The sequence below is a fragment of the Pseudomonas jinjuensis genome (assembly GCF_900103845.1).
In the GTDB taxonomy this organism is placed as follows: domain Bacteria; phylum Pseudomonadota; class Gammaproteobacteria; order Pseudomonadales; family Pseudomonadaceae; genus Pseudomonas; species Pseudomonas jinjuensis.
Genome location: NZ_FNIJ01000005.1, coordinates 138,403 through 158,101 on the forward strand (window position 1 = coordinate 138,403; position 19,699 = coordinate 158,101).

At 68.8% G+C, this 19,699-nt stretch carries 18 protein-coding genes and 1 pseudogene; 11 read left to right on the forward strand and 8 right to left on the reverse strand.

Going from position 1 to position 19,699, the window contains the following annotated elements; translation table 11 throughout:
* Positions 1-131: 131 nt before the first annotated feature.
* The 4 genes from BLR75_RS08800 to BLR75_RS08815 all read left to right on the forward strand — a co-directional run bounded on the left by BLR75_RS08800 (position 132) and on the right by BLR75_RS08815 (position 5,596).
* Complete coding sequence (locus BLR75_RS08800) at positions 132-1,712, forward strand: GMC family oxidoreductase (RefSeq protein ID WP_084310631.1); 1,581 nt, start codon at positions 132-134, stop codon at positions 1,710-1,712.
* A gap of 32 nt (positions 1,713-1,744) precedes the next feature.
* Positions 1,745-2,860 carry a CaiB/BaiF CoA transferase family protein gene (locus tag BLR75_RS08805; RefSeq protein ID WP_084310630.1) on the forward strand — a complete coding sequence of 372 codons (1,116 nt, stop codon included), beginning with the start codon at positions 1,745-1,747 and terminating at the stop codon, positions 2,858-2,860.
* A 481-nt stretch (positions 2,861-3,341) separates the two neighbouring features.
* Positions 3,342-4,679 (forward strand): spinster family MFS transporter, encoded by a 1,338-nt coding sequence (locus BLR75_RS08810; protein ID WP_084310629.1) that lies wholly within the window; start codon positions 3,342-3,344, stop codon positions 4,677-4,679.
* A 74-nt stretch (positions 4,680-4,753) separates the two neighbouring features.
* Positions 4,754-5,596, forward strand: coding sequence for a CAP domain-containing protein (locus BLR75_RS08815; RefSeq protein ID WP_084310628.1), 843 nt, complete (start codon positions 4,754-4,756; stop codon positions 5,594-5,596).
* Positions 5,597-5,771: 175 nt separating this feature from the next.
* On the opposite strand, the gene BLR75_RS08820 is transcribed toward BLR75_RS08815, so the two are convergent.
* Complete coding sequence (locus BLR75_RS08820; RefSeq protein ID WP_084310627.1) at positions 5,772-6,881, reverse strand: carboxylate-amine ligase; 1,110 nt, start codon at positions 6,879-6,881, stop codon at positions 5,772-5,774.
* Between the two features lie 136 nt (positions 6,882-7,017).
* On the opposite strand from BLR75_RS08820, the gene BLR75_RS08825 reads away from it, so the two are divergent.
* The 3 genes from BLR75_RS08825 (at position 7,018) to BLR75_RS08835 (ending at position 9,963) form a co-directional block, all read left to right on the forward strand.
* Positions 7,018-8,391, forward strand: a complete 1,374-nt coding sequence (locus BLR75_RS08825; RefSeq protein ID WP_084310626.1) for an iron-containing redox enzyme family protein — start codon at positions 7,018-7,020, stop codon at positions 8,389-8,391.
* Positions 8,392-8,410: 19 nt separating this feature from the next.
* Positions 8,411-9,382, forward strand: a complete 972-nt coding sequence (locus BLR75_RS08830; RefSeq protein WP_084310625.1) for a N5-glutamine methyltransferase family protein — start codon at positions 8,411-8,413, stop codon at positions 9,380-9,382.
* A 116-nt stretch (positions 9,383-9,498) separates the two neighbouring features.
* Complete coding sequence (locus BLR75_RS08835) at positions 9,499-9,963, forward strand: PA2169 family four-helix-bundle protein (RefSeq protein ID WP_084310624.1); 465 nt, start codon at positions 9,499-9,501, stop codon at positions 9,961-9,963.
* Positions 9,964-10,230: 267 nt separating this feature from the next.
* On the opposite strand, the gene BLR75_RS08840 is transcribed toward BLR75_RS08835, so the two are convergent.
* Entirely contained in the window at positions 10,231-10,455 is a 225-nt protein-coding gene (locus BLR75_RS08840) for a hypothetical protein (RefSeq protein WP_084310623.1), read from the reverse strand.
* Between the two features lie 107 nt (positions 10,456-10,562).
* On the opposite strand from BLR75_RS08840, the gene ku reads away from it, so the two are divergent.
* Positions 10,563-11,429, forward strand: coding sequence for a non-homologous end joining protein Ku (ku, locus tag BLR75_RS08845; RefSeq protein ID WP_084310622.1), 867 nt, complete (start codon positions 10,563-10,565; stop codon positions 11,427-11,429).
* A gap of 6 nt (positions 11,430-11,435) precedes the next feature.
* On the opposite strand, the gene BLR75_RS08850 is transcribed toward ku, so the two are convergent.
* From BLR75_RS08850 to BLR75_RS08860, 3 genes and pseudogenes are all read right to left on the reverse strand, one after another.
* A complete protein-coding gene (locus tag BLR75_RS08850) occupies positions 11,436-12,374 on the reverse strand; it encodes a DUF72 domain-containing protein (RefSeq protein WP_084310621.1) in 939 nt (312 codons plus the stop codon).
* 293 nt (positions 12,375-12,667) lie between these two features.
* Positions 12,668-13,856: pseudogene (locus BLR75_RS08855) on the reverse strand (zinc-dependent alcohol dehydrogenase); the annotation flags it as partial.
* 266 nt (positions 13,857-14,122) lie between these two features.
* Positions 14,123-14,536, reverse strand: a complete 414-nt coding sequence (locus tag BLR75_RS08860) for a CBS domain-containing protein (RefSeq protein WP_084310620.1) — start codon at positions 14,534-14,536, stop codon at positions 14,123-14,125.
* 191 nt (positions 14,537-14,727) lie between these two features.
* Between BLR75_RS08860 and katE the strand changes: the two genes are divergently transcribed.
* From katE to BLR75_RS08875, 3 genes are all read left to right on the forward strand, one after another.
* Positions 14,728-16,866: a catalase HPII gene (gene katE, locus BLR75_RS08865; RefSeq protein WP_084310619.1), complete on the forward strand. Its 2,139-nt coding sequence runs from the start codon at positions 14,728-14,730 to the stop codon at positions 16,864-16,866.
* A gap of 500 nt (positions 16,867-17,366) precedes the next feature.
* Complete coding sequence (locus BLR75_RS08870; protein WP_084310618.1) at positions 17,367-17,882, forward strand: hypothetical protein; 516 nt, start codon at positions 17,367-17,369, stop codon at positions 17,880-17,882.
* A 10-nt stretch (positions 17,883-17,892) separates the two neighbouring features.
* On the forward strand, positions 17,893-18,339 hold the full coding sequence (locus tag BLR75_RS08875; RefSeq protein ID WP_084310617.1) for a DUF421 domain-containing protein: 447 nt from the start codon (positions 17,893-17,895) through the stop codon (positions 18,337-18,339).
* Here BLR75_RS08875 and BLR75_RS08880 read toward each other — a convergent pair.
* The 3 genes from BLR75_RS08880 to BLR75_RS08890 form a co-directional block, all read right to left on the reverse strand.
* Positions 18,336-18,554, reverse strand: coding sequence for a hypothetical protein (locus BLR75_RS08880; protein ID WP_084310616.1), 219 nt, complete (start codon positions 18,552-18,554; stop codon positions 18,336-18,338). The genes BLR75_RS08875 and BLR75_RS08880 overlap by 4 nt on opposite strands.
* Positions 18,555-18,570: 16 nt before the next feature.
* A complete protein-coding gene (locus BLR75_RS08885; protein ID WP_084310615.1) occupies positions 18,571-18,795 on the reverse strand; it encodes a PLD nuclease N-terminal domain-containing protein in 225 nt (74 codons plus the stop codon).
* A gap of 125 nt (positions 18,796-18,920) precedes the next feature.
* Positions 18,921-19,658, reverse strand: a complete 738-nt coding sequence (locus BLR75_RS08890; RefSeq protein ID WP_084310614.1) for a siderophore-interacting protein — start codon at positions 19,656-19,658, stop codon at positions 18,921-18,923.
* Positions 19,659-19,699: the final 41 nt, after the last annotated feature.

Below are 19,699 nucleotides of genomic sequence, written 5' to 3' on the forward strand. Positions count from 1 at the left end.
CATTCCACCCTCTCGGACCACCTCCCACCCCCTCCCGCGGCGGGAGGGGGTGGGGGCGCGCCGGCGGCAGTAAGGTTTCCGGCAGAAATGGCACCTCTCCAATGACGCGATACAAGAACCAGGAGCCCACAATGGAGTTCGATTACATCATCGTCGGCGCGGGGTCGGCCGGCTGTGTGCTGGCCAACCGCCTGAGCGCCGACCCGGCCGTGTCCGTGTGTCTGCTCGAGGCCGGGCCCGAGGATCGTTCTCCGCTGGTGCACGCCCCGGCCGGCATCGCCGCCATCCTGCCGACCCGGCACGTCAACTGGGCCTTCCACACCGTGCCGCAGCCGGGGCTGGGCGGGCGCATCGGCTACCAGCCGCGCGGCAAGGTACTCGGCGGCAGCAGTTCGATCAACGGCATGATCTACATCCGCGGCCACCAGAGCGACTTCGACGACTGGGCGGCGCTGGGCAATCCCGGCTGGTCCTACGCCGAGGTGCTGCCGTACTTCCGCAGGAGCGAGACCAACCACCGCGGCGCCGGCGAATTCCACGGCGGCCAGGGCGAGCTGTACGTCGGGCGCATCCAGCCCCACGCCGCCACCGAGGCCTTCGTCGAGGCCGGGCAGCGGGCGGGCCATCGGCATAACGACGACTTCAACGGCGCCGAACAGGAAGGTATCGGACAGTACGACACCACCATCCGCGACGGCCGCCGCTGGAGCACGGCCACGGCCTTCCTCAAGCCGATCCGCGCCACCCGCAAGAACCTGACCGTGCTGACCGGCGCCCAGGCCGAGCGCGTGCTGCTGGAGGGCCAGCGGGCGATCGGCGTGCAGGCGCGGATCAGGGGCAGCTCCATCACCCTGAAGGCGCGCCGCGAGGTGCTGCTGAGCGCCGGGGCCTTCGGCAGTCCGCATCTGTTGCTGCTGTCCGGCATCGGCCCGGAGTCCGAGCTGAAGCCGCATGGCATCGCCGTCCGCCATGAGCTGCCCGGCGTCGGCCGGAACCTGCAGGACCATCCGGACGTGGTGGCCTGCTACAAGAGCCCCGACACCTCGCTGATGGGCTATTCGGTGCGCGGCAGTCTGAAGATGGGCGCGGCGCTGACCCGCTACCTGGCGAGCCGGCGCGGACCGCTGGCGAGCAACTTCGCCGAGAGCGGCGGGTTCCTCAGGACCGACGCCAGGCTGGACCGCCCGGACATCCAGCTGAACGCGGTGGTCGGCATCATCGACAACCACAACCGCACGCTGCACTGGGGCCACGGCTTCAGCTGCCACGTCTGCGTGCTGCGGCCGAAGAGCGTCGGCAGCCTCGGCCTGCAATCGGCCGACCCCCTCGCGCCGCCGCGCATCGATCCCAACTTCCTCGCCCACGAGGACGACATGCGGACGATACTCAAGGGCTATCGCATGACCCGCGAGATCTGCGAGCAGGCGCCGATGTCCCGCTTCTCCTTCCGCGACATGTACAGTGACGGCCTGGACAGCGACGAGCAGCTGATCGACCTGCTGCGCCGCCGCACCGACTCGGTCTACCACCCGGTGGGCACCTGCAGGATGGGTCACGACGAGAACGCGGTGGTCGACAGCCAGCTGCGCGTGCACGGCATCGAGGGGCTGCGGGTGGTGGATGCGTCGATCATGCCGACCCTGGTCGGTGGCAATACCAACGCCCCGTCGATCATGATCGCCGAGCGCGCGATGGAATGGATCGGCCGCTGACCCCACCGTTTTCCCAGGAGGACTCCCAACCCATGCTGTCTGGAATCAAGATCGTCGAAATCTGCGGGATCGGCCCCGGCCCGTTCTGCGCCATGCACCTGGCCGACCTCGGCGCCGAGGTGATCGCCGTCGAGCGCGCCGAGTCGATGTCCATCACCGGCGCGGCGAACGCCGCCAGCAACCCGATGAACCGCGGCAAGCGCTCGGTGGTCGCCGACCTGAAGAGCGCGGAAGGGCGCGAGGCGCTGCTCAAGCTGATCGAGGGCGCCGACGCGCTGATCGAAGGCATGCGCCCGGGGGTGATGGAACGCCTAGGCCTCGGCCCGGACGTCTGCCTCGCGCGCAATCCCAGGCTGGTCTACGGCCGGATGACCGGCTGGGGCCAGAACGGCCCGCTGGCCCACGCCGCCGGCCACGACAACAACTACATCGCCCTGTCCGGCGCGCTGCACCACAGCGGCACGGCGGGGGAGGCGCCGTCCTCGCCGATCACCCTGATCGGCGACATCGGCGGCGGCGCGCTGTACCTGGCGGTGGGCATCCTCGCCGGCATCCTCGGCGCGCGCGCCAGCGGCAAGGGCACGGTGGTGGACGCGGCGATCGTCGACGGCTCCGCGCACATGCTGCAGCTGCTGCAGACCCTCGGCAGCCTCGGGCTGATCAAGGAGGAGCGCGGCAAGAGCGTCCACGACGGCTCGCACTTCTACGCCACCTACCAGTGCGCCGACGGCCACTACGTGACGGTCGGCTCCATGGAGCCGCAGTTCTACGCGCTGCTGCTGCAGAAGCTCGGCCTGCAGGACGACTCGCGCTTCGCCCGCCAGTGGGACACCCGCAGCTGGCCGGAACTGCGCGCCCAGCTGGCACAGATCTTCGCCACCCGCAGCCGTGACGAATGGCGCGAGCTGCTCGAAGGCAGCGACGTCTGCTTCGCCCCGGTGCTCAGCCCGCGCGAGGCCGCGCAGCACCCGCACCTGGTCGAACGCAACGTCTACTTCCAGCGCGACGGCCTGCTCCAGGCCGCCCCGGCGCCACGCTTCGACGGCCAGGTCCGCGAACCCGGCGCGATTCCCCAGCGCGGGGCGGATACCGAGGCGGTGATGGCGGCGTGGCAGGGCGGCGATCCGGGCGCTGCCTGGCGTTCGTAGGGCAGACGCAACGCCAAACCCATGTAGGAGCGGGCCATGCCCGCGACCGGTCGCGCGCATGGCGCGCTTGTACAAAAAAACGAGCGCCCATGTGGCGGATAACGCTGACGCGTTATTCGCCCTACGCGCTGCCGTCACATCCACCACCCCTACGAACGTTGCAAGGAAGATGAAAGCAAGGCCCGGCACAATGTGCTGGCGTTCTGCTCCTGCCTCGTGGCGGAGCCGCATGCCATCGCCCGGAACCACCCCCACCGGGCCATGCCCAACCATCCCAGGCGTCACCCGAGCGACGGTACCGGCCACAAGCCGGCATCGTCGCCTCGTTCATCGACCCGCGGCTCCGCGGCATCCATTGACGGCCCTGATGGCCGGACGATCACGAAACTGAGTGTGGCTGACAGGCCGACGATCCGGTTCCAGACTGGGTGGGCCAGCGACCTTGCGCTGCCCATCCGATAACAAGAACACGGGAGTCACCATGCAGCAGCACAGCCAGCAGGCGGACAACGCCTGGCGCATCCTGATCCTGCTTTTCCTGGCCAACCTGTTCAATTTCTTCGACCGCACCATCCCCGCCATCATCATCGAGCCGGTGCGCCACGAGTGGAGTCTCAGCGACTTCCAGCTGGGCCTGATCGGCACCGTGTTCACCCTGGTCTACGCCATCGCCGGCCTGCCGCTGGGGCGCATGGCTGACAGCGGCTCGCGCAGCCGCATCATGGGCTGGGGCCTGGCGGTGTGGAGCGGGCTGACCGCGCTCAACGGCCTGGCCTGGAACTATGTGAGCTTCCTGCTGATCCGCATGGGCGTCGGCATCGGCGAGGCCAGCTACGGGCCGGCCGCCACCTCGCTGATCGGCGACCTGTTCCCGCCGAACAGGCGTGCCCGCGCCATGGGCATCTTCATGCTCGGCCTGCCGCTGGGGCTGATGCTGGCGTTCTTCACCGTCGGCGCCATGGTCCAGGCCTTCGACAGCTGGCGCGCGCCGTTCCTCATCGCCGCGGTGCCGGGGCTGCTGCTGGCCTGGTTCACCCTGCGCATCCGCGAGCCCGTGCGCGGCGCGGCGGATGGCATGACGCAGACTTCCACCCCGCCGGACCGGCCGATCCGCCGGGTGCTGGCGGTGCGCACCTTCTGGTGGCTGATCCTCGCCGGGCTGACCTTCAACTTCGCCGCCTACGCCTGCAACTCGTTCCTGGTGCCGATGCTGCAGCGCTACTTCCTGCTGCCGCTGGGGCAGGCCGCCGCGGCGACCGGGCTGATCGTCGGCATCACCGGGCTGGTCGGCCTGACCGCCGGCGGCTGGATCGCCGACTTCCTGCACCAGCGCAGCCGCGGCGGCCGCCTGCTGTTCGCCGCCTTCAGCATGCTGGTGGCGGCGCTGGCCACCGGCTACGCGCTGCTCGCCGGGCGGATCGACACCGCCCTGTTCGTCGGCGTGTTCGCCATCGGCTGGCTGTTCTCCTACGCCTTCTACACCTGCGTCTACACCGCGATGCAGGACGTGATCGAACCGCGCCTGCGCGCCACCGCGATGGCGCTGTACTTCATCTTCCTCTACCTGCTGGGCGGCGGCCTGGGGCCGATCGCCGTGGGCCTGCTCTCCGACCACTTCGCCCACTCGGCGATGCTCGCCGCCGGCGCCACGGAAATGAGCGAAGCCTTCCGCGCCGTGGGCCTGCACGACGCCATGCTGCTGATCCCGCTCTCCCTGCTGCTGAGCATGCTGGCGCTGCTGCTGGGCGCGCGCAGCTACTGCGCGGATACCCGCCGGCAGACGGGCGGGGTGGGGCAGGTACAGCCGGCTGCCGGCTGAGGGGAAAACGACGGGAGCGCGCAGACCGGCCCGGAATGACGCATCATGGATGCATCAGATCACGGGAGGTTTCCATGCGCGTCACGTCATCCGTCGTGGGTCTTGTTGCGGTGCTGCTGTGGGCCGGCGCTGCCGGAGCGAGCGAGGAGTCGCAACTGGTGGAGTCGATCAACGCCTACCGCAGCCAGCCCCAGGGCTGCGCCGGCAAGGCGTCCGAGGAGCTGCCGCCGCTGGCCGCCGACCAGCGCCTGGCGCTGCCGGCCAGCGGCAGGGTGGACCTGCAGCAGGCGCTGAACGCCGCCGGCTATCCGATGCTCAATGTGCAGTCGATCAGCCTGTCCGGGCCGCGCGACGCGCAGTCGGCCATGACCGCGCTGCGCGAGAGCTTCTGCCAGGTGGTGCTCGACCCGCAGTTCGTCGACGTCGGCGTCAGCCGCGCCGACCGCGACTGGCGCATCGTCCTGGCGCGGCCGCTGCTGAGCGCGCGCCAGGGCGACTGGCAGGCGGAAGGGCAGAAGCTGCTGGAGGAGATCAACGCCGCCCGCGCCCAGGCGCGCAAGTGCGGCAGCCAGTCGTTCGGCGCGGCCAAGGCGCTGGCGTGGAACGCCACGCTGGGCACGGTGGCGGAGACGCACAGCCGCTCCATGGCCAACGGCAACTACTTCTCCCACACCGACAAGGACGGCCGCATCCCCAGCGACCGCGCGGAACTGGCCGGCTACAACGGCCGGCAGATCGGCGAGAACATCGCCGCCGGCATGGACACCCCGCGCCGGGTGGTGGACGGCTGGCTGGCCAGCCCCGGGCATTGCGCCATCCTGATGAACCCGCAGTACAGAGAGCTGGGCGCGGCCTATGCGCTGGACCCGAAGAGCGATGCGGGGATCTACTGGACGGCGATGTTCGGGCAGCCTTGAGTCGTCGGGTGGATGGCGTTTTTCCATCCATCATTGGCGTGGCCGGTTGGTGGATCGGTGGAGCTGATCCACCCTACGGTTGCAGCTTCGCAGGCGGGCCATGCGCGCGGGTCGCGGGCATGCCCGCTCCTACAGGGGCATTGGTTCTTCGCGTGCGTGAGGACTCGGATCGAGCCTACGAACCGAACTCCTCCATCAGCCCATCGACAATCCTCACCAGCGCCTCATCCCCGGAAAGTCCGCTTTCCACCGCCTGCTCATACCCGCGCAACTGCCGGTCCGCGCTGCTGCCCGTCTTCACGATCTGCCGCGCCCGGGCGAACGCCCAGGCATCTCCAGCGTCGCCGAACTCCTCCTGCATCCGCTCCAGCCATGCTCCGGCATCCAGTCCGTTGCCGGCGGATTCGTCGAGGAAGAGGGCGTGGATACCAAGATGCCGTGCCCGCCAGTAGTTCTCCGCGATCACCCGCCGCGCGACCGGCACGGGGGAGTCCGGCTCGCGCAGCGCTCCGGCGACCAGGGTGCGGAACAGCCCGGCGATGCACAGAGCGTCCTCCAGCAGCGGACAGGCGTCGGCGATGCGCAGTTCCAGGGTGGGGAAGCGGGTGGAGGGGCGGATCACCCACCAGATGTCGTTGCGGCTGCGCACCGAGCCGGTCTGCTCCAGCCAGTGCAGGTAAGCGCGGAACGCGGCTTCGTCGGGCAACGCCTCGGGCAGTCCCATCCTCGGCCACTGGCCGCAGATCGCCTGGCGGTAGCTCATGCTGCCGCTGGGGCGCCCGAGCCAGAAGGGCGATGACGCGCTCAGCGTCAGCAGCAGCGGCAGCCAGTGCAGGACCCGGTTCATCAGCCTGACGCGGTCGTACCCCGGCGGCACGCCGACGTGCACGTGCAGGCCGCAGAGCAGGCTGCACCGGGCGATCATGCGGAAGTCATCGAACAGCTGGCGGTAGTGCGGCGACGGCGTGGCGCGCTTGGACAGGCCGTCGGCGAACGGATGCGCGCCGGCGCAGAGCAGGCCCATGCCGAAGCGGCCCACCACCTCCGACAGCCGCGCACGCTGCCCGGCCAGGCATGCGCGCGCCTCGTCCAGGCTGTGCAGGACCGGCGAGGCGAGTTCCAGCTGGCAGTCGAACATCTCCTCGGCCAGGCGCGTGCCGAGGGCTTCCCGGCACGCGTCGCGCAGGCCGGGCGGCGCCTGGGCGGGGACGTCGCGGCTGCGGCGGTCCACCAGCAGGAATTCCTCCTCGATGCCGAAACCGGGCGCTGCATTTCCATCGGGCATGGCGGTGTTCCGTCATGGCTCTTCTTTCCTGCTGACCTCGCCTGGCGGCCGGCGGTTCAGGGCAGCCGCCCGTCCATCGCGCTGAATCTTTCCGCGGGTCGCGGGTTCCCAGACTCAGGACACAGAGGAGCGCAGCATGGATATCTCCCTTTCGCCGAAGCACAACGCCGTGGCCGCCGCCGATACGGCCGGGGACCTCTACCGCCTGCTTCTCGAAGAGCCGGTGTCGGCCTCGGCGCTGCAGCGGGCGCGGCGTTTTCTCGATGGCCAGCTGGAGCAGGCCGCCCGGCTGCCCTGCGACCTGCCGGGCGACCCCGCGCAGCTGCTGCCCTGGATGCGGGCGCGCACCCGCGCGACCACCCGCGCCTACGCCGAGTACCAGACGCAGCGGGCAGCCGGCGCGCCGCGGCGCTATTTCCGCAGCCGCGCCCACGCCCTGCATTTCCTCCGCGGCGTGGCGCCGACCAAGCTGGTGGACGGCGCCTGGCTCCATGGGCTGCTGCCGTACTGGCAGGAACAGCGCTTCCACGGGCTGCTGCGCACCTACCTGGAAGAGCTGGGCGAAGGCGTGCCGGCGCAGAACCATGTGCTGATCTACCGGCGGCTGCTGGCCCGCCACGGCTGCGACGACCTCGACGGCCTGGACGCTGCCTGCTACGTGCAGGGCGCCCAGCAGCTCGCCCTCGGGCATCTGGCCGGCGAGCGGCTGCCCGAGGTGATCGGCTACAACCTCGGCTACGAGCAACTGCCGCTGCACCTGCTGATCTGCGCGCGCGAACTCGCCGAGCTGGGCATCGATCCGCACTACTTCCGCCTGCACGTCACCATCGACAACGCCGCTTGCGGCCACGCCCGCCGGGCGGTGCTGGCGGTGCAGGACAACCTGCCGCTGGCCGGCGACCGTGACCGATTCCTGGCGCGAGTCGCCAACGGCTACCGGCTCAACGACCTGGGGCTGGGCACGCCGGCGGTGATCGCAGGCTTCGACCTGCAGCGCGAACTGCTGGCGATGCTCGAACGCAAGCGCCGGATCGCCCTGAACGTGCATGCCGATCGCTCGCGGGTGCAGGGCTGTCCGCTGAACCAGTGGCTGGCGCAGCCGGGGCGGCTGGGCAACCTGCTCACCGCGCTGCAGGCGCAGGGCTGGATACGTCGCCACGAAGCGCCGTCGGCCAGCCGCTTCTGGCACCTGGTCGACGGCGAAGGGGCGAGCATGTTCGGGGTGTTCAGCCCCTACGAGAAGCAACTGCTGCACGACTGGATCGCCGGCGACTGGCTGCGGACGCCCGAGGGCGCGAACCGTCCCTGGCGCCGCATGCCGCTCCAGCCGATGCAAGCGGATGGCACGGACGACGAGTTCGACGCCGAGGAACGCTCCCTGCAGGCGCGGCTGGCCGGGCTGGATGCCGATGAGCGTGTGCAAAGGCTGATCGCGCTGATGTCGCCGGCCTGCCACCACCGGCCCGCCGGGCTGCTCGCCACCCGCCTGTTCACTGAATTTTCCACCTGAAATCGAGGAGGCCACGACAATGTTCCACGACACCGACCGCAGCGAACTCTCCCCGCGCAACCAGGCGCTGCTGCGCCTCGGCCAGGTGCTGACGGAGCGCGGCTACCGCTTCACCACGGTTACCCCGCTGACCCACGCACGCATCAACCGCCGGCCGGAAAACGCCATGGCCGAGGACCTGGCCGGCGTGTTCGGCTGGAGCCGGCCCTTCGTGCGCGCGACGCTCGACGAGGAACTCTTCGGCCTGATGGAAGCCGCCGACGTGCTGCAGGCCGGCGTCGACGGCTTTCGCAGCAAGGTGCGCTGGTCCAGCCTGGGCGACGAACTCTACGTGCACTCCAGCCATCCCACCGAGGAAGCCGACGCGGTGTTCTTCGGCCCGGATACCTATCGCTTCGTCCAGGCCATCGACGCCTGGCTGGACGCCCATGCCGACCGTGAAATCCGCCGGGTGGCGGACATCGGCTGCGGCAGCGGCGCGGCGGCGATCCATGTCGCCCGGCGTTGCCCCGCAGCGTGCGTACAGGCGCTGGACATCAACCTGCGGGCGCTGGAGTTCACCCGCATCAACGCCTGCCTGGCCGGGACCACGGCGGTGCGCGCCATCGCCAGCGACCTGCTGCGCCAGGCCGAGGGCAGCTTCGACCTGATCGTCGCCAACCCGCCGTACCTGCTCGATCCGGCGCAGCGCACCTACCGCCATGGCGGCGGCGAGCTGGGCAGCGGGCTGTCGCTGGCGATCCTCGACGACAGCCTCGGCCGCCTGGCGCCGGGCGGCACGCTGCTGCTCTACACCGGCGCGGCGATGGTGGCCGGCCGCGACCCGCTCCGCGAACGGGTGGTGGATTTCCTCGGCGGCAGCGACTACCGCTGGCACTACCGCGAGCTGGACCCGGACGTGTTCGGCGAGGAACTGGAAGAGGCGGCCTATGCCGGCGCCGAGCGCATCGCCGCCGTGCTGCTGACGGTGCAGCGTCCTTGCGCCGGGTAAAAAAGCTGAACGTCGCGGCGGGCTCCGCGTCGGAAAAGAGGAAGGCCCGCCAAGGGGCATCCAACCACGCATTGGCTCGGCGCCTCGCTGCAGGCGTCGGTCGGGAGTACGAACCCATGGAACATACAGACGAACGCAAAGACGTCATCCGCACCCTCAACAACCTGATCGAAACCAGCAAGGACGGCGAGGCAGGCTTCAAGGTCTGCGCCGAGGACATCGAGCGCCCGGAACTGAAGCAGTTGTTCCTGGATCGGTCGCGGCAATGCGCCAGCGCCGCCGCCGAATTGCAGCGGGTGGTGGTGGAGTTCGGCGGAACTCCGGAGGAGAGCACCAGCCTCGGGGCGGACATGCACCGTCGCTGGGTCGACCTGAAATCCCTGGTGACCGGCAAGGACGAGGTGGCCATTCTCAACGAGGCCGAACGGGGCGAGGACGTGGCGAAGAAGCATTACGCCGAGGCCCTGGAAAAGGACCTGCCGACCGATGTCCGCGCCATGGTCCAGCGCCAGTACGAAGGCGTGCTGCGCAACCATGACCAGATCAAGGCACTGCGCAATCTCGCGCGCGCCCGTCCCTGAGCGGAAGGGGAGCCGCCGCAGCGGCGGCTCCCCCGGTGGCGAAGCGCTCGCGCAGACGCGCGAGGAGGTGCTCATGAACGCTCCCAGGAAAGCCAGGAAAGACTGGATTCCGGCGAATCGCTTCGGCGTGAAGGTCGTGGTGTCGCTGTCCCGCAGGCGCCGGCGCGCTCGGCGGAAGCCGGTCAGCCGTTGCCGCGCCTGAACCAGCCGATGCTTCAGGCCTGTCCAGGCGCGGATCGTCCTCTCCCGTCGCGGGAGAGGACGGTTTCACGGCTGCTGGTAGTGGCCGGGCGTGGTGCCTTCCTTGTGCGGATGGACGATGCGGGTGACCTGCACGTCGGTGAAGGCATCCGGCGTTTCGGAGGTATGGATGGAGCCGAGGTAGTAGCGCGCCTGGTCCGGCGTCATGGCTTCGCTGTCGGCTTCGACTTCCACCGTCCGCGGCTGGTTGTGGAGGATGTAGCTGATGAGGAAAAGCGTCTTCTTCGACATGGCACGGCACTCCATCTTGGCCTCTGTGCGGCGGTAGACCGGCGCGACCGCTGGCCGGGTTCCGGCAATCCGCCGGATGGTGACCGACACTGCGAGGGTGAACTCCCATGGCACGAGCGATCTGGAAAGGCGCGATCAGCTTCGGGCTGGTGCATATCCCGGTGGCGCTGGTCTCGGCGAGCGAGTCCGGCGGCATCGACTTCGACTGGCTGGACCGGCGCAGCATGGAGCCGGTCGGCTACAAGCGGGTGAACAAGGTCACCGGCAAGGAAGTGACGAAGGAAGACATCGTCAAGGGCGTCGAGTACAGCCGCGGGCACTACGTGATCCTCAGCGAGGAGGAAATCCGCGAGGCCCATCCGCGCTCGACCCAGACCATCGACATCTTCACCTTCGTCGATGCCGCGCAGATTCCCCTGCAGAACATCGATACGCCGTACTACCTCAGCCCCGACAAGCGCGGCGGCAAGGTCTACGCGCTGCTGCGCGAGGCGCTGGAGTCCAGCGGCAAGGTGGCGCTGGCCGAGGTGGTGCTGCGCACCCGCCAGCACCTGGCCGCGCTGATGCCGGTGGAATCGGCGCTGGTGCTGGTGCTGCTGCGCTGGCCGGCGCAAGTGCGCAGCCTCGACGTGCTGGAGCTGGGCCCCGAAGTGACCGGCGCGAAGCTGGCGAGGGGCGAGCTGGACATGGCGCGGCGGCTGATCGAGGACATGAGCAGCGAATGGAAGCCGGAGGACTACCAGGACAACTTCACCGCCAAGGTGATGGAACTGGTCGAGCGCAAGGCCAAGGCGGGCAGGATCGAGCGCGTCGAAGGCCCCACCGAGGAAGCGGCCGCCCGTGGCGCCGACATCATCGACCTCACCGAGCTGCTGCGCCGCAGCCTGGGCGGGAAGAAGGCGGGCAAGGAAGGCAAGGAGGAAGCGCCGCGGCGCAAGGCATCCGGCAGCGCGCCCAGGCGGGCGCGGAAATAGGCGGGTTCAGGATTCCGCTTTCGGCAGGAACAGCGATTCGTCCGGCACCTCTCCCGGGCGGATCGGCAACCCGTCGGCCAGTCCCAGCAGTTCCAGCAGCCGGCGGGCATCGTAGGGCGCGCGGACCTTCAGGTCGTTGTCGAAGTAGCAGTAGAGGTCCCGCGACTTGCGCGGCCGCGGCGGGTGGGCGTCGATCAGCCGGGCGTCGTCGGGCTGGCCGCCGGCGCTCCAGGCGCGGATGCGGCGTTCCCAGCGCCGCAGCGCCTCTTCGGTGTAGCCGCTGCTGTAGAGCTCCTTGTCGCCGTGCAGGCGCATGTAGACGAAGTCGCTGGTAAGGTCTTCCACGTAGGGCCATTTGCCGGCGGTGTCGGCCACCACCAGCGCCACGCGATGCTCGCGCAGCAGGTCGACGAAGGCGTCGCAGAGGAAGCTGTCGTTGCGTATCTCCACCGCGTGGCGCAGGGCGCCCCGGCCGGCGCCGTCCTGCTCGCCGCTTTCCTGCAGGCGGGCGTTGGCGTGGCGGGCGCAGGCGCGGGCGGCGGCGACGTCATGGGGCAGCAGGTCGAGGAAGCGGGCGAAGCGCTCGCGGTCGAACTTCATGCTCGGCGGAAACTGCCAGAGGATCGGGCCGAGCTTTTCGCCGAGCTGCAACGGCCCCGAGGCGAAGAAGTTGGCCAGCGGCTCCTCGATCTCCTTCAGCCGGCGGACATGGCTGATGTAGCGCGGCGCCTTGACGGCGAAGACGAAGTCCTCGGGCGTGTCGTCGCGCCAGCCGGCGTAGCGCCCGGGTGTCTGCAGGGCATAGAAGGAGCCGTTGATCTCGATGCTGTTGACCGCGCGGGAGGCGAAGGCGAGTTCGCGGCGCTGGAGCAATCCGTCGGGATAGAAGTCGCCCCGCCAGGGTGCGTAGCGCCAGCCGGATATGCCGATGCGGATCTCGCCCACCTCCCGTTTTCCCGGTCGCTACGAATTGCCGGCATCGCGGGCCTTGCGGCCTGCCGGCAGCGTCGCGCTGGAAGGGTCCTCGACCTGGCCGGACGGATCGGGCTCGGCCTTGCCGGGGCCTTCCGTGCCGCAGGAATCCCCCTGCGCATCGGGTTGCGGAACGCCGGCCCGGCGCGCCTTGCCGCCCGCCGGCAGGGTGGCGCTGTCGGGGTCCTCCGCCTGCCCGGACGGATCGGGCCGGTTCTCGTCGTGGATGATTTCCTCCGTCCCTTCCACATCGCCCCCGCTGCCCGACGGCTTCTGCGGCTGCAGTTCCACCTTGATCCAGCCACTGTCACGCCGGTCGAACGCCTTGAAGGCTTCGATGGCATCGCCCATGGGCTTGATCTGGGTGAGGATCTTCGCCGGGTCGATGCGTCCGGCCTGGATCATCTCGATCAGCGTCGGGATGTAGCGGCGGTGGTGGCAGTTGCCCATGTTGACGGTGAGGTTCTTGTTCATCGCCGCGCCGATGGGGAAGCGCCGCGCCTGCTGCGGATAGACGCCGATGATGCCGAGGGTGCCGGCCTTGGCCAGCGCCTCCACCGCCCAGCTCAGCGCCTGGCTGGGGGCATTGCCCGGCTGCCAGTTGGCGCCGTCCGGGCTGGTTTCGGGGGCGACTTCGGCCACTTCCTCGCTGGAGCCGCCGTCGCCGTGGCAGGGGCACTCGGCGTCCACGCCCACCGCGTCTATGGCGCGATCGACGCCGATGCCGCTGGTCAGCCGGCGCAGCGTCTGCACCGGGTCCTCCTCGTCGAAATTGATGACTTCCGCGCCCTGCTGCCGGGCCATGCGCAGGCGGTCGTCATGCCGGTCGACGGCGAAGACCCGCGCCGCGCCCATCAGCCTCGCGCTGGCGATGGCGAACTGGCCCACCGGGCCGCAGCCGAACACCGCCACCGTGTCCCCCGGGGTGACCTCGGCCAGGCTGGCGCCGAAGTAGCCGGTGGGGAAGATGTCGGAGAGCAGGATCGCCTGGTCGTCGCTGATGTCGCTGGGCAGCCTGACCAAGCCGATGTTGGCGTGGGGTATCCGCGCCATCTCCGCCTGCAGGCCGTCGAACGGGCCGGTCATGGCGGGGCCGCCATAGAAGGCGGTGCCGGCGTCCTTGCCGTTGGGGTTGGCGTCGTCGCATTGCGCGTAGTAGCCGGCCCGGCAGTAGGAGCAGTTGCCGCAGGCGATGGTGGAGGGCACCACGACACGATCGCCGACTTCCAGGTTGCGCACGTCCTCGCCGAGCTTCTCGACTATGCCTACGCCCTCGTGGCCGAGGATGGTGCCCTTCTGCATGCCGCTCACCGTGCCGCGCACGAAGTGCAGGTCGGTGCCGCAGATGGCGGATGCGGTCAGGCGGATGATGGCGTCGGTGGGCGCCTGGAGAACGGGATCGGGGACTTCATCGAGACGGATGTCCCCCACGTCATGAAAAACCACGGCTTTCATACTCGGTTCCTCTGGCTGTCCGGTCGTGCGATGGGTGCAGGCCGCCCGGAGGCGGCCCCATGCTTGTTCCGACTGGGAGGGGAAGACGAGGGTTCAGGGTTTTTGACAGAGTAGCGGGGAACGGGCCGGGGGATTTTGTAGGAGCCAGCAAGCTGACTCCTACAGGTCGACGCTGCACCCGTAGGAGCGAGCTTGCTCGCGAATCCTGTGCAGGAGCGGGCCATGCCCGCGACCGCGCGCATGGCGCGCTCCTGCGAAAGGCGCCGTCAATGCATCTGCGCCACCCCGCGCAGCAGGTTGGCGCTGACCTTGTCGTGGTTGCAGGTGGCGAAGTTGGCCAGGGAGACGATGCCCACCAGGCGCTTGTCGCGGTTCACCACCGGCAGGCGGCGTTTCTCCAGCTGGGCCATGTTCTTCGCCACGTGGTCGATCTCCTCGTCGTCGTGGCAGTAGCAGATTTCCTCGCTCATCACTTCGCTCACCGGCGTGCTCATGTTCAGGCCGTCCGCCACGGCGCGTATGACGATGTCGCGGTCGGTGACCATCCCGGTCATGCGGTCGTTCTCGCCGATCACCAGCGAGCCGATGTCGGCCTGGCGCATCAGCAGCGCGGCTTCCTGCAGGGTGGTATCCGGGCTGATGGTGCGGACTTCGCGGCTCATGATTTCGCTGACTTTCATCGTGCATCTCCCGTGTCTGGGGTTGAGGTACGCAGCTTTAGAAAGGCGGGGGAAAGGGGAGTTCGAGTTGGTTGACTGGCGTCTGCGACGGCCGTTGCGCTGCAGCGCAGCCGCAGAAAACAGTTCGAACCCAAGGGCGGCCCGGGCTCTCAGAACTCCAGAGCATTCGCCTGGAAAGAGGAGACGGCCCGATGAAAGACAAAGAGAAGAAGAGCGCTTCCGCCAGCCAGATGGCCGGCACCGATACGCTGGACCGCGGCAACGGCAACGCCAAGCTGGACCAGCTCGAACGCTTCCGCGAAGACGCCACCAACGAGGCGCTGACCACCAATACCGGCGCGCGCATCGCCGACAACCAGAACAGCCTGCGCGCCGGCGAGCGGGGTCCGACCCTGCTGGAAGACTTCATCATGCGGGAGAAGATCACCCACTTCGACCACGAGCGGATTCCCGAGCGGGTGGTACATGCCCGTGGCGCGGCGGCCCATGGCTACTTCGAGGTGACGGAGGCGCTGGGCGACCTGACCAGGGCCGACTTCCTCAGCCAGCCGGGCAAGCGCACGCCGGTGTTCGTGCGCTTCTCCACGGTGCAGGGGCCGCGCGGTTCGGCCGACACGGTGCGCGACGTGCGCGGCTTCGCGGTGAAGTTCTATACCGACGAGGGCAACTTCGACCTGGTCGGCAACAACATGCCGGTGTTCTTCATCCAGGACGCCATCAAGTTCCCCGACTTCGTCCACGCGGTGAAACCCGAGCCGCACAACGAGATCCCTACCGGCGCCTCGGCCCACGACACCTTCTGGGACTTCGTCTCGCTGACGCCGGAGTCGGCGCACATGGTGCTCTGGACCATGTCCGACCGCGCCATCCCGGTGGGCTTCCGCGCCATGCAGGGGTTCGGCGTGCACAGCTTCCGGCTGGTCAACGACAAGGGCGAGACGCGCCTGGTGAAGTTCCACTGGCGGCCGAAGGCGGGCGTCTGCTCGCTGGTCTGGGACGAGGCGCAGAAGCTCTCCGGCAAGGACCCGGACTTCCACCGGCGCGGCCTGTGGGAGGACATCGAGAGCGGCCACTACCCGGAATGGGAGCTGGGCCTGCAGGTGATGGAGGAAGAGGACCAGTTGCGCTTCGGCTTCGACCTGCTCGACCCGACCAAGCTGGTCCCCGAGGAACTGGTGCCGGTGCGGGTGGTGGGGCGCATGGTGCTGAACCGCAACCCCGACAACTTCTTCGCCGAGACCGAGCAGGTGGCCTTCCACGTCGGCAACATCGTGCCGGGCATCGATTTCAGCAACGACCCGCTGATGCAGGGCCGGCTGTTCTCCTATACCGACACGCAGCTGCTGCGCCTCGGCGGGCCGAACTTCAACGAGATCCCGATCAACCAGCCGCTCTGTCCGTTCCACAACAACCAGCGCGACGCGCCGCATCGCCAGCAGATCAACCGCGGGCGGGCTTCCTACGAGCCGAATTCCATCGACGGCAACTGGCCCCGGGAGACGCCGCCGGCGGCGCGCAACGGCGGCTTCTCGTCCTTCCATGAGCCGATGGAGGGCAGCAAGGTCCGGGTGCGTGCGGCCAGCTTCGCCGATCATTTCTCCCAGGCCAGCCTGTTCTGGCACAGCATGAGCGCGCCGGAGCAGGAGCATATCGTCGCCGCCTACAGCTTCGAGCTGGCCAAGGTCGAGCGGGCGCACATCCGCGAGCGCCAGGTGAAGGAAATCCTGCTCAACATCGATCCGCAGCTCGCCTGGCGCGTCGCGGAGAACCTCGGCATCGAGCTGTCCGGCAAGGCGCCGGCGCAACCCGCCAAGCCGAAGACCTCGCCGGCGCTGAGCCAGGCCAACCTGCTGCCGCAGGACATCCGGGGCCGCCGCGTGGCGCTGCTGCTGGCGCCCGGCTGCAAGGAGGCCGAGGTCAACGCGGCGCTCAAGGCGCTGCAGGCGGAAGGGGCGATCCCGCGGCTGCTCGGGCCATCGCTGGCGCCGGTCAAGGGCGCCGGCGGCGAGATGCTGCAGCCCGCGGCGACCTTCGCCGGCTCGCCTTCGATCAGCGTGGACGCGGTGTTCGTGCCCGGCGGAGCCGAAGCCGTCAGCGCCCTCGAACAGAGCGGCGAGGCGGTGCACTACCTGCTGGAAGCCTACAAGCACCTCAAGCCCATCGCCCTCAGCGGCGAGTCCACGCGGCTGATCGCCGAACTGGGGCTGGTGGAGGACGACGGCCTGCTCGGCGGTGACAGCTTCAAGCCGCTGTTCGCCAGCTTCGTCGCCGCGCTGAAGCAGCACCGCATCTGGGCACGGGAAGCGCGGGCGCAGAGTGTGCCGGCCTGATTCGAGGAGCACGCCATCCCATCAGCGCGGCTTGGTCGGCGAATGAAGCGTTCCGCTTCATTCGCCCTACGTGCAGGAGCACGCCATGCGTGCGAATCGCGGGCATGGCCCGCTCCTGCACAGAGTCGCGCGCCGCCCCTGAAGCACGCACAGAACTTGTAGGAGCCAGCTTGCTGGCGATTGCCGTGTTCTCCTTCCACGCCGACGTTGAGGGAAAAACTGGATCGCCAGCAAGAACTAGGTGTCCCCCTGGCTCCTACAGGTATGGCGTCAAGCGAGCCATGAGCAGCCACGTAGGGCGCATAGCGCGCCAGCGCTATCCGCCATCCCATCGGCGTGGCCTGGTCGGCGGATGAAGCGTTCCGCTTCATTCGCCCTACACCAGCGATTGGCCATGGCGCGAGACAGTTGCTCCTACGGTTCGCCGGACCTCGAATAACCTGAACTTCCCCGCACCCGGCCGCTTCCATAGGAAAGGCGCCGCTGCGAGGAGGATCGCCATGGTCACCCTGGACCCCGAGGAAAGCAGGGAACGGCAGGTTCCCGTACGGGAGAACCTGCGCATCCAGCGCGTGCACTGGGGCATCGAGCGCATCGGTTTCGTGATCCTGCTGGCGCTGATGCTGCTGACCCTGCTCGGGCTGTTCTCCCGGGGCTGGCTGAGCCACGTGCATGCGCAGACGGCGTCGGGCGGCTTGGAGCTGGAGTACCAGCGCTTCCTGCGCAATGGCGCCACTTCGAGCCTGGTCCTCACCGTACGCGGCGAGGCGGGGAAGGAGGCGGACGTGCGCATCGCCGGCGCATTCCTCCAGGGCGTCACGGTGGAAGGCCTGGTGCCGCAGCCCGCCGCCAGCTCCAGCCACGAGGAAACCGGCATCGCCCTGCGCCTGAAGCCGGACGCCAATGGCCGCGCCCAGGTGCACCTGGCGCTGCGCAGCGATGGCCTCGGGCACTACGCGTCACGGGTGCTCGCCAATGGCGAGAGCCTGGAGCTGAACCAGTTCATCTATCCCTGAGGATTCCACCATGGACGCCGTACTGCGAGCCGCCGCCCTCTACCTGACCCTGCTGGTGATCTTCAGGATCGCCGGGCGCCAGTCGCTGTCGGAACTCACGGTGTTCGATTTCGTCCTGCTGCTGATCATCAGCGAGGCGACCCAGCAGGCGCTGCTGGGCAACGACTTCTCGCTGACCAACGCGGTGCTGGTGATCGGCACGCTGATCGCCATCGACATGAGCCTGTCGCTGGTCAAGCGCCGCTGGCCGGTGGTCGACCTGTGGCTGGAAGGCGCGCCGCTGATCGTGCTGGAACACGGCGTGCCGCTGGAAAGCCGACTGAAGGCGGCGCGGCTGGGCGTCGAGGACATCCTCGAATCGGCGCGGGAGAAGCACGGCCTGGAGCGGCTCGACCAGATCAGCTACGCCATCCTCGAGAAGAACGGCAAGATTTCGATCATTCCCGCGTCCGGCTAGGCGCGCCGGCGGATCTTCTTCTCCGACACTTCCCGGGCATGGACGCGCAGGATGGTCGAATCCTGGCGCAGCGTATCGATGTTCTTGCGCAGCAGGCGGGAGATTTCCTCGTCCTCCAGTTGCTGAGCCGCCGCATTCATCGCCAGGCAGGCGACCTCGATATTGATCGCGGCATCCCGCAGGGCACGGAGCAGGCGTTCGTTGGTCTTGTTCATCCGGGCCTCCCCGCCGTCACTTGCCGTGTTCCGGAGAGCTGGGCCCGCGACCGTGGCCGCGCGGCCCGGCGATGCCCCAGCAGATCAGCCCGAGTACGGGAAACAGGGAAATGCCCAGCGCCCACAGCGACTTGGTGCCCACCGACTTGTCGCTGCGGAAGACGCTGATGATCGCCCAGACGTCCACCAGGACGATGATCCCGGCGACGGCGATCCAGAAATATATGGCGAGGTCTGTCATGACGAGCGCTCCGTGTTGGCTGCCTGCGCTATCCGCGCATCACGGTCGGTAGAAGGGAAGGGCGTTGGGGAAGTTCAAGGAAAGTGCCGGGGATGCCTTGCGCCGTCGCCGCCGGGGCGCCCGGCTCATTGACCCAGCTCCTCGTGATAGTCCGATTCGCCCTGGCGCCAGTAGGCGGCTATGCGCATGGCCTCCTTGGGATGGCCCTTGCCCTGGGTGAGCAGGCTGCGCACGCGGACCATGCTGGCAGCCTCGCCGGCGCCCCAGGCGAAGCCTTCGCCGGCGGGAAGCCGCAGCGCTTCGGCGGCGGCGAGCAAGTCGCCGGTGCTGTCCAGCCAGCGCAGGTCGAGGTCGGCGGCGCTGGCGAAGTCGCGGCGGTCGGCCGCTTCCACCTGCAGCAGGGCGATGGCGCGCGTGCCGGCCGGCATTTCCTCCAGGCGGCGGTGCACGGCGGGCAGGCCGGTGGCGTCGGCGATGAACAGGTGCCAGGCGAAATCCAGCGGCACGATCATCGAACCGCGCGGGCCGCCGATTACGGCGCGGCCGCCGACCTGCGCCCGTTCCGCCCACTGGCAGGCCTTGCCGTCGCCGTGCAGGGCGAACTCGACGGTCAGCTCGCGCGCCTGGGCGTCGAATCGGCGCGGGGTGTAGTCGCGGCGGATCTCGGTGCCGTCGGCATCGGTGAAGATGAACTTGATGTGATCGTCGAAACCGGCGGAAACGAAGCCGTCCAGCGCCTCGCCGGCGAAGGTGAGGCTGACGAAATGCGGGCTGACCTGCTCGCGTCGAACGATTTCCACGTCACGCATGCGCAGCTCGTGACGGACCCGCTGCACGCGGCGTTGGGGAGTGGCCTGGGTCATGCTGGCTCTCTTGCTCTATGGTTGATAATATCAACCATAAT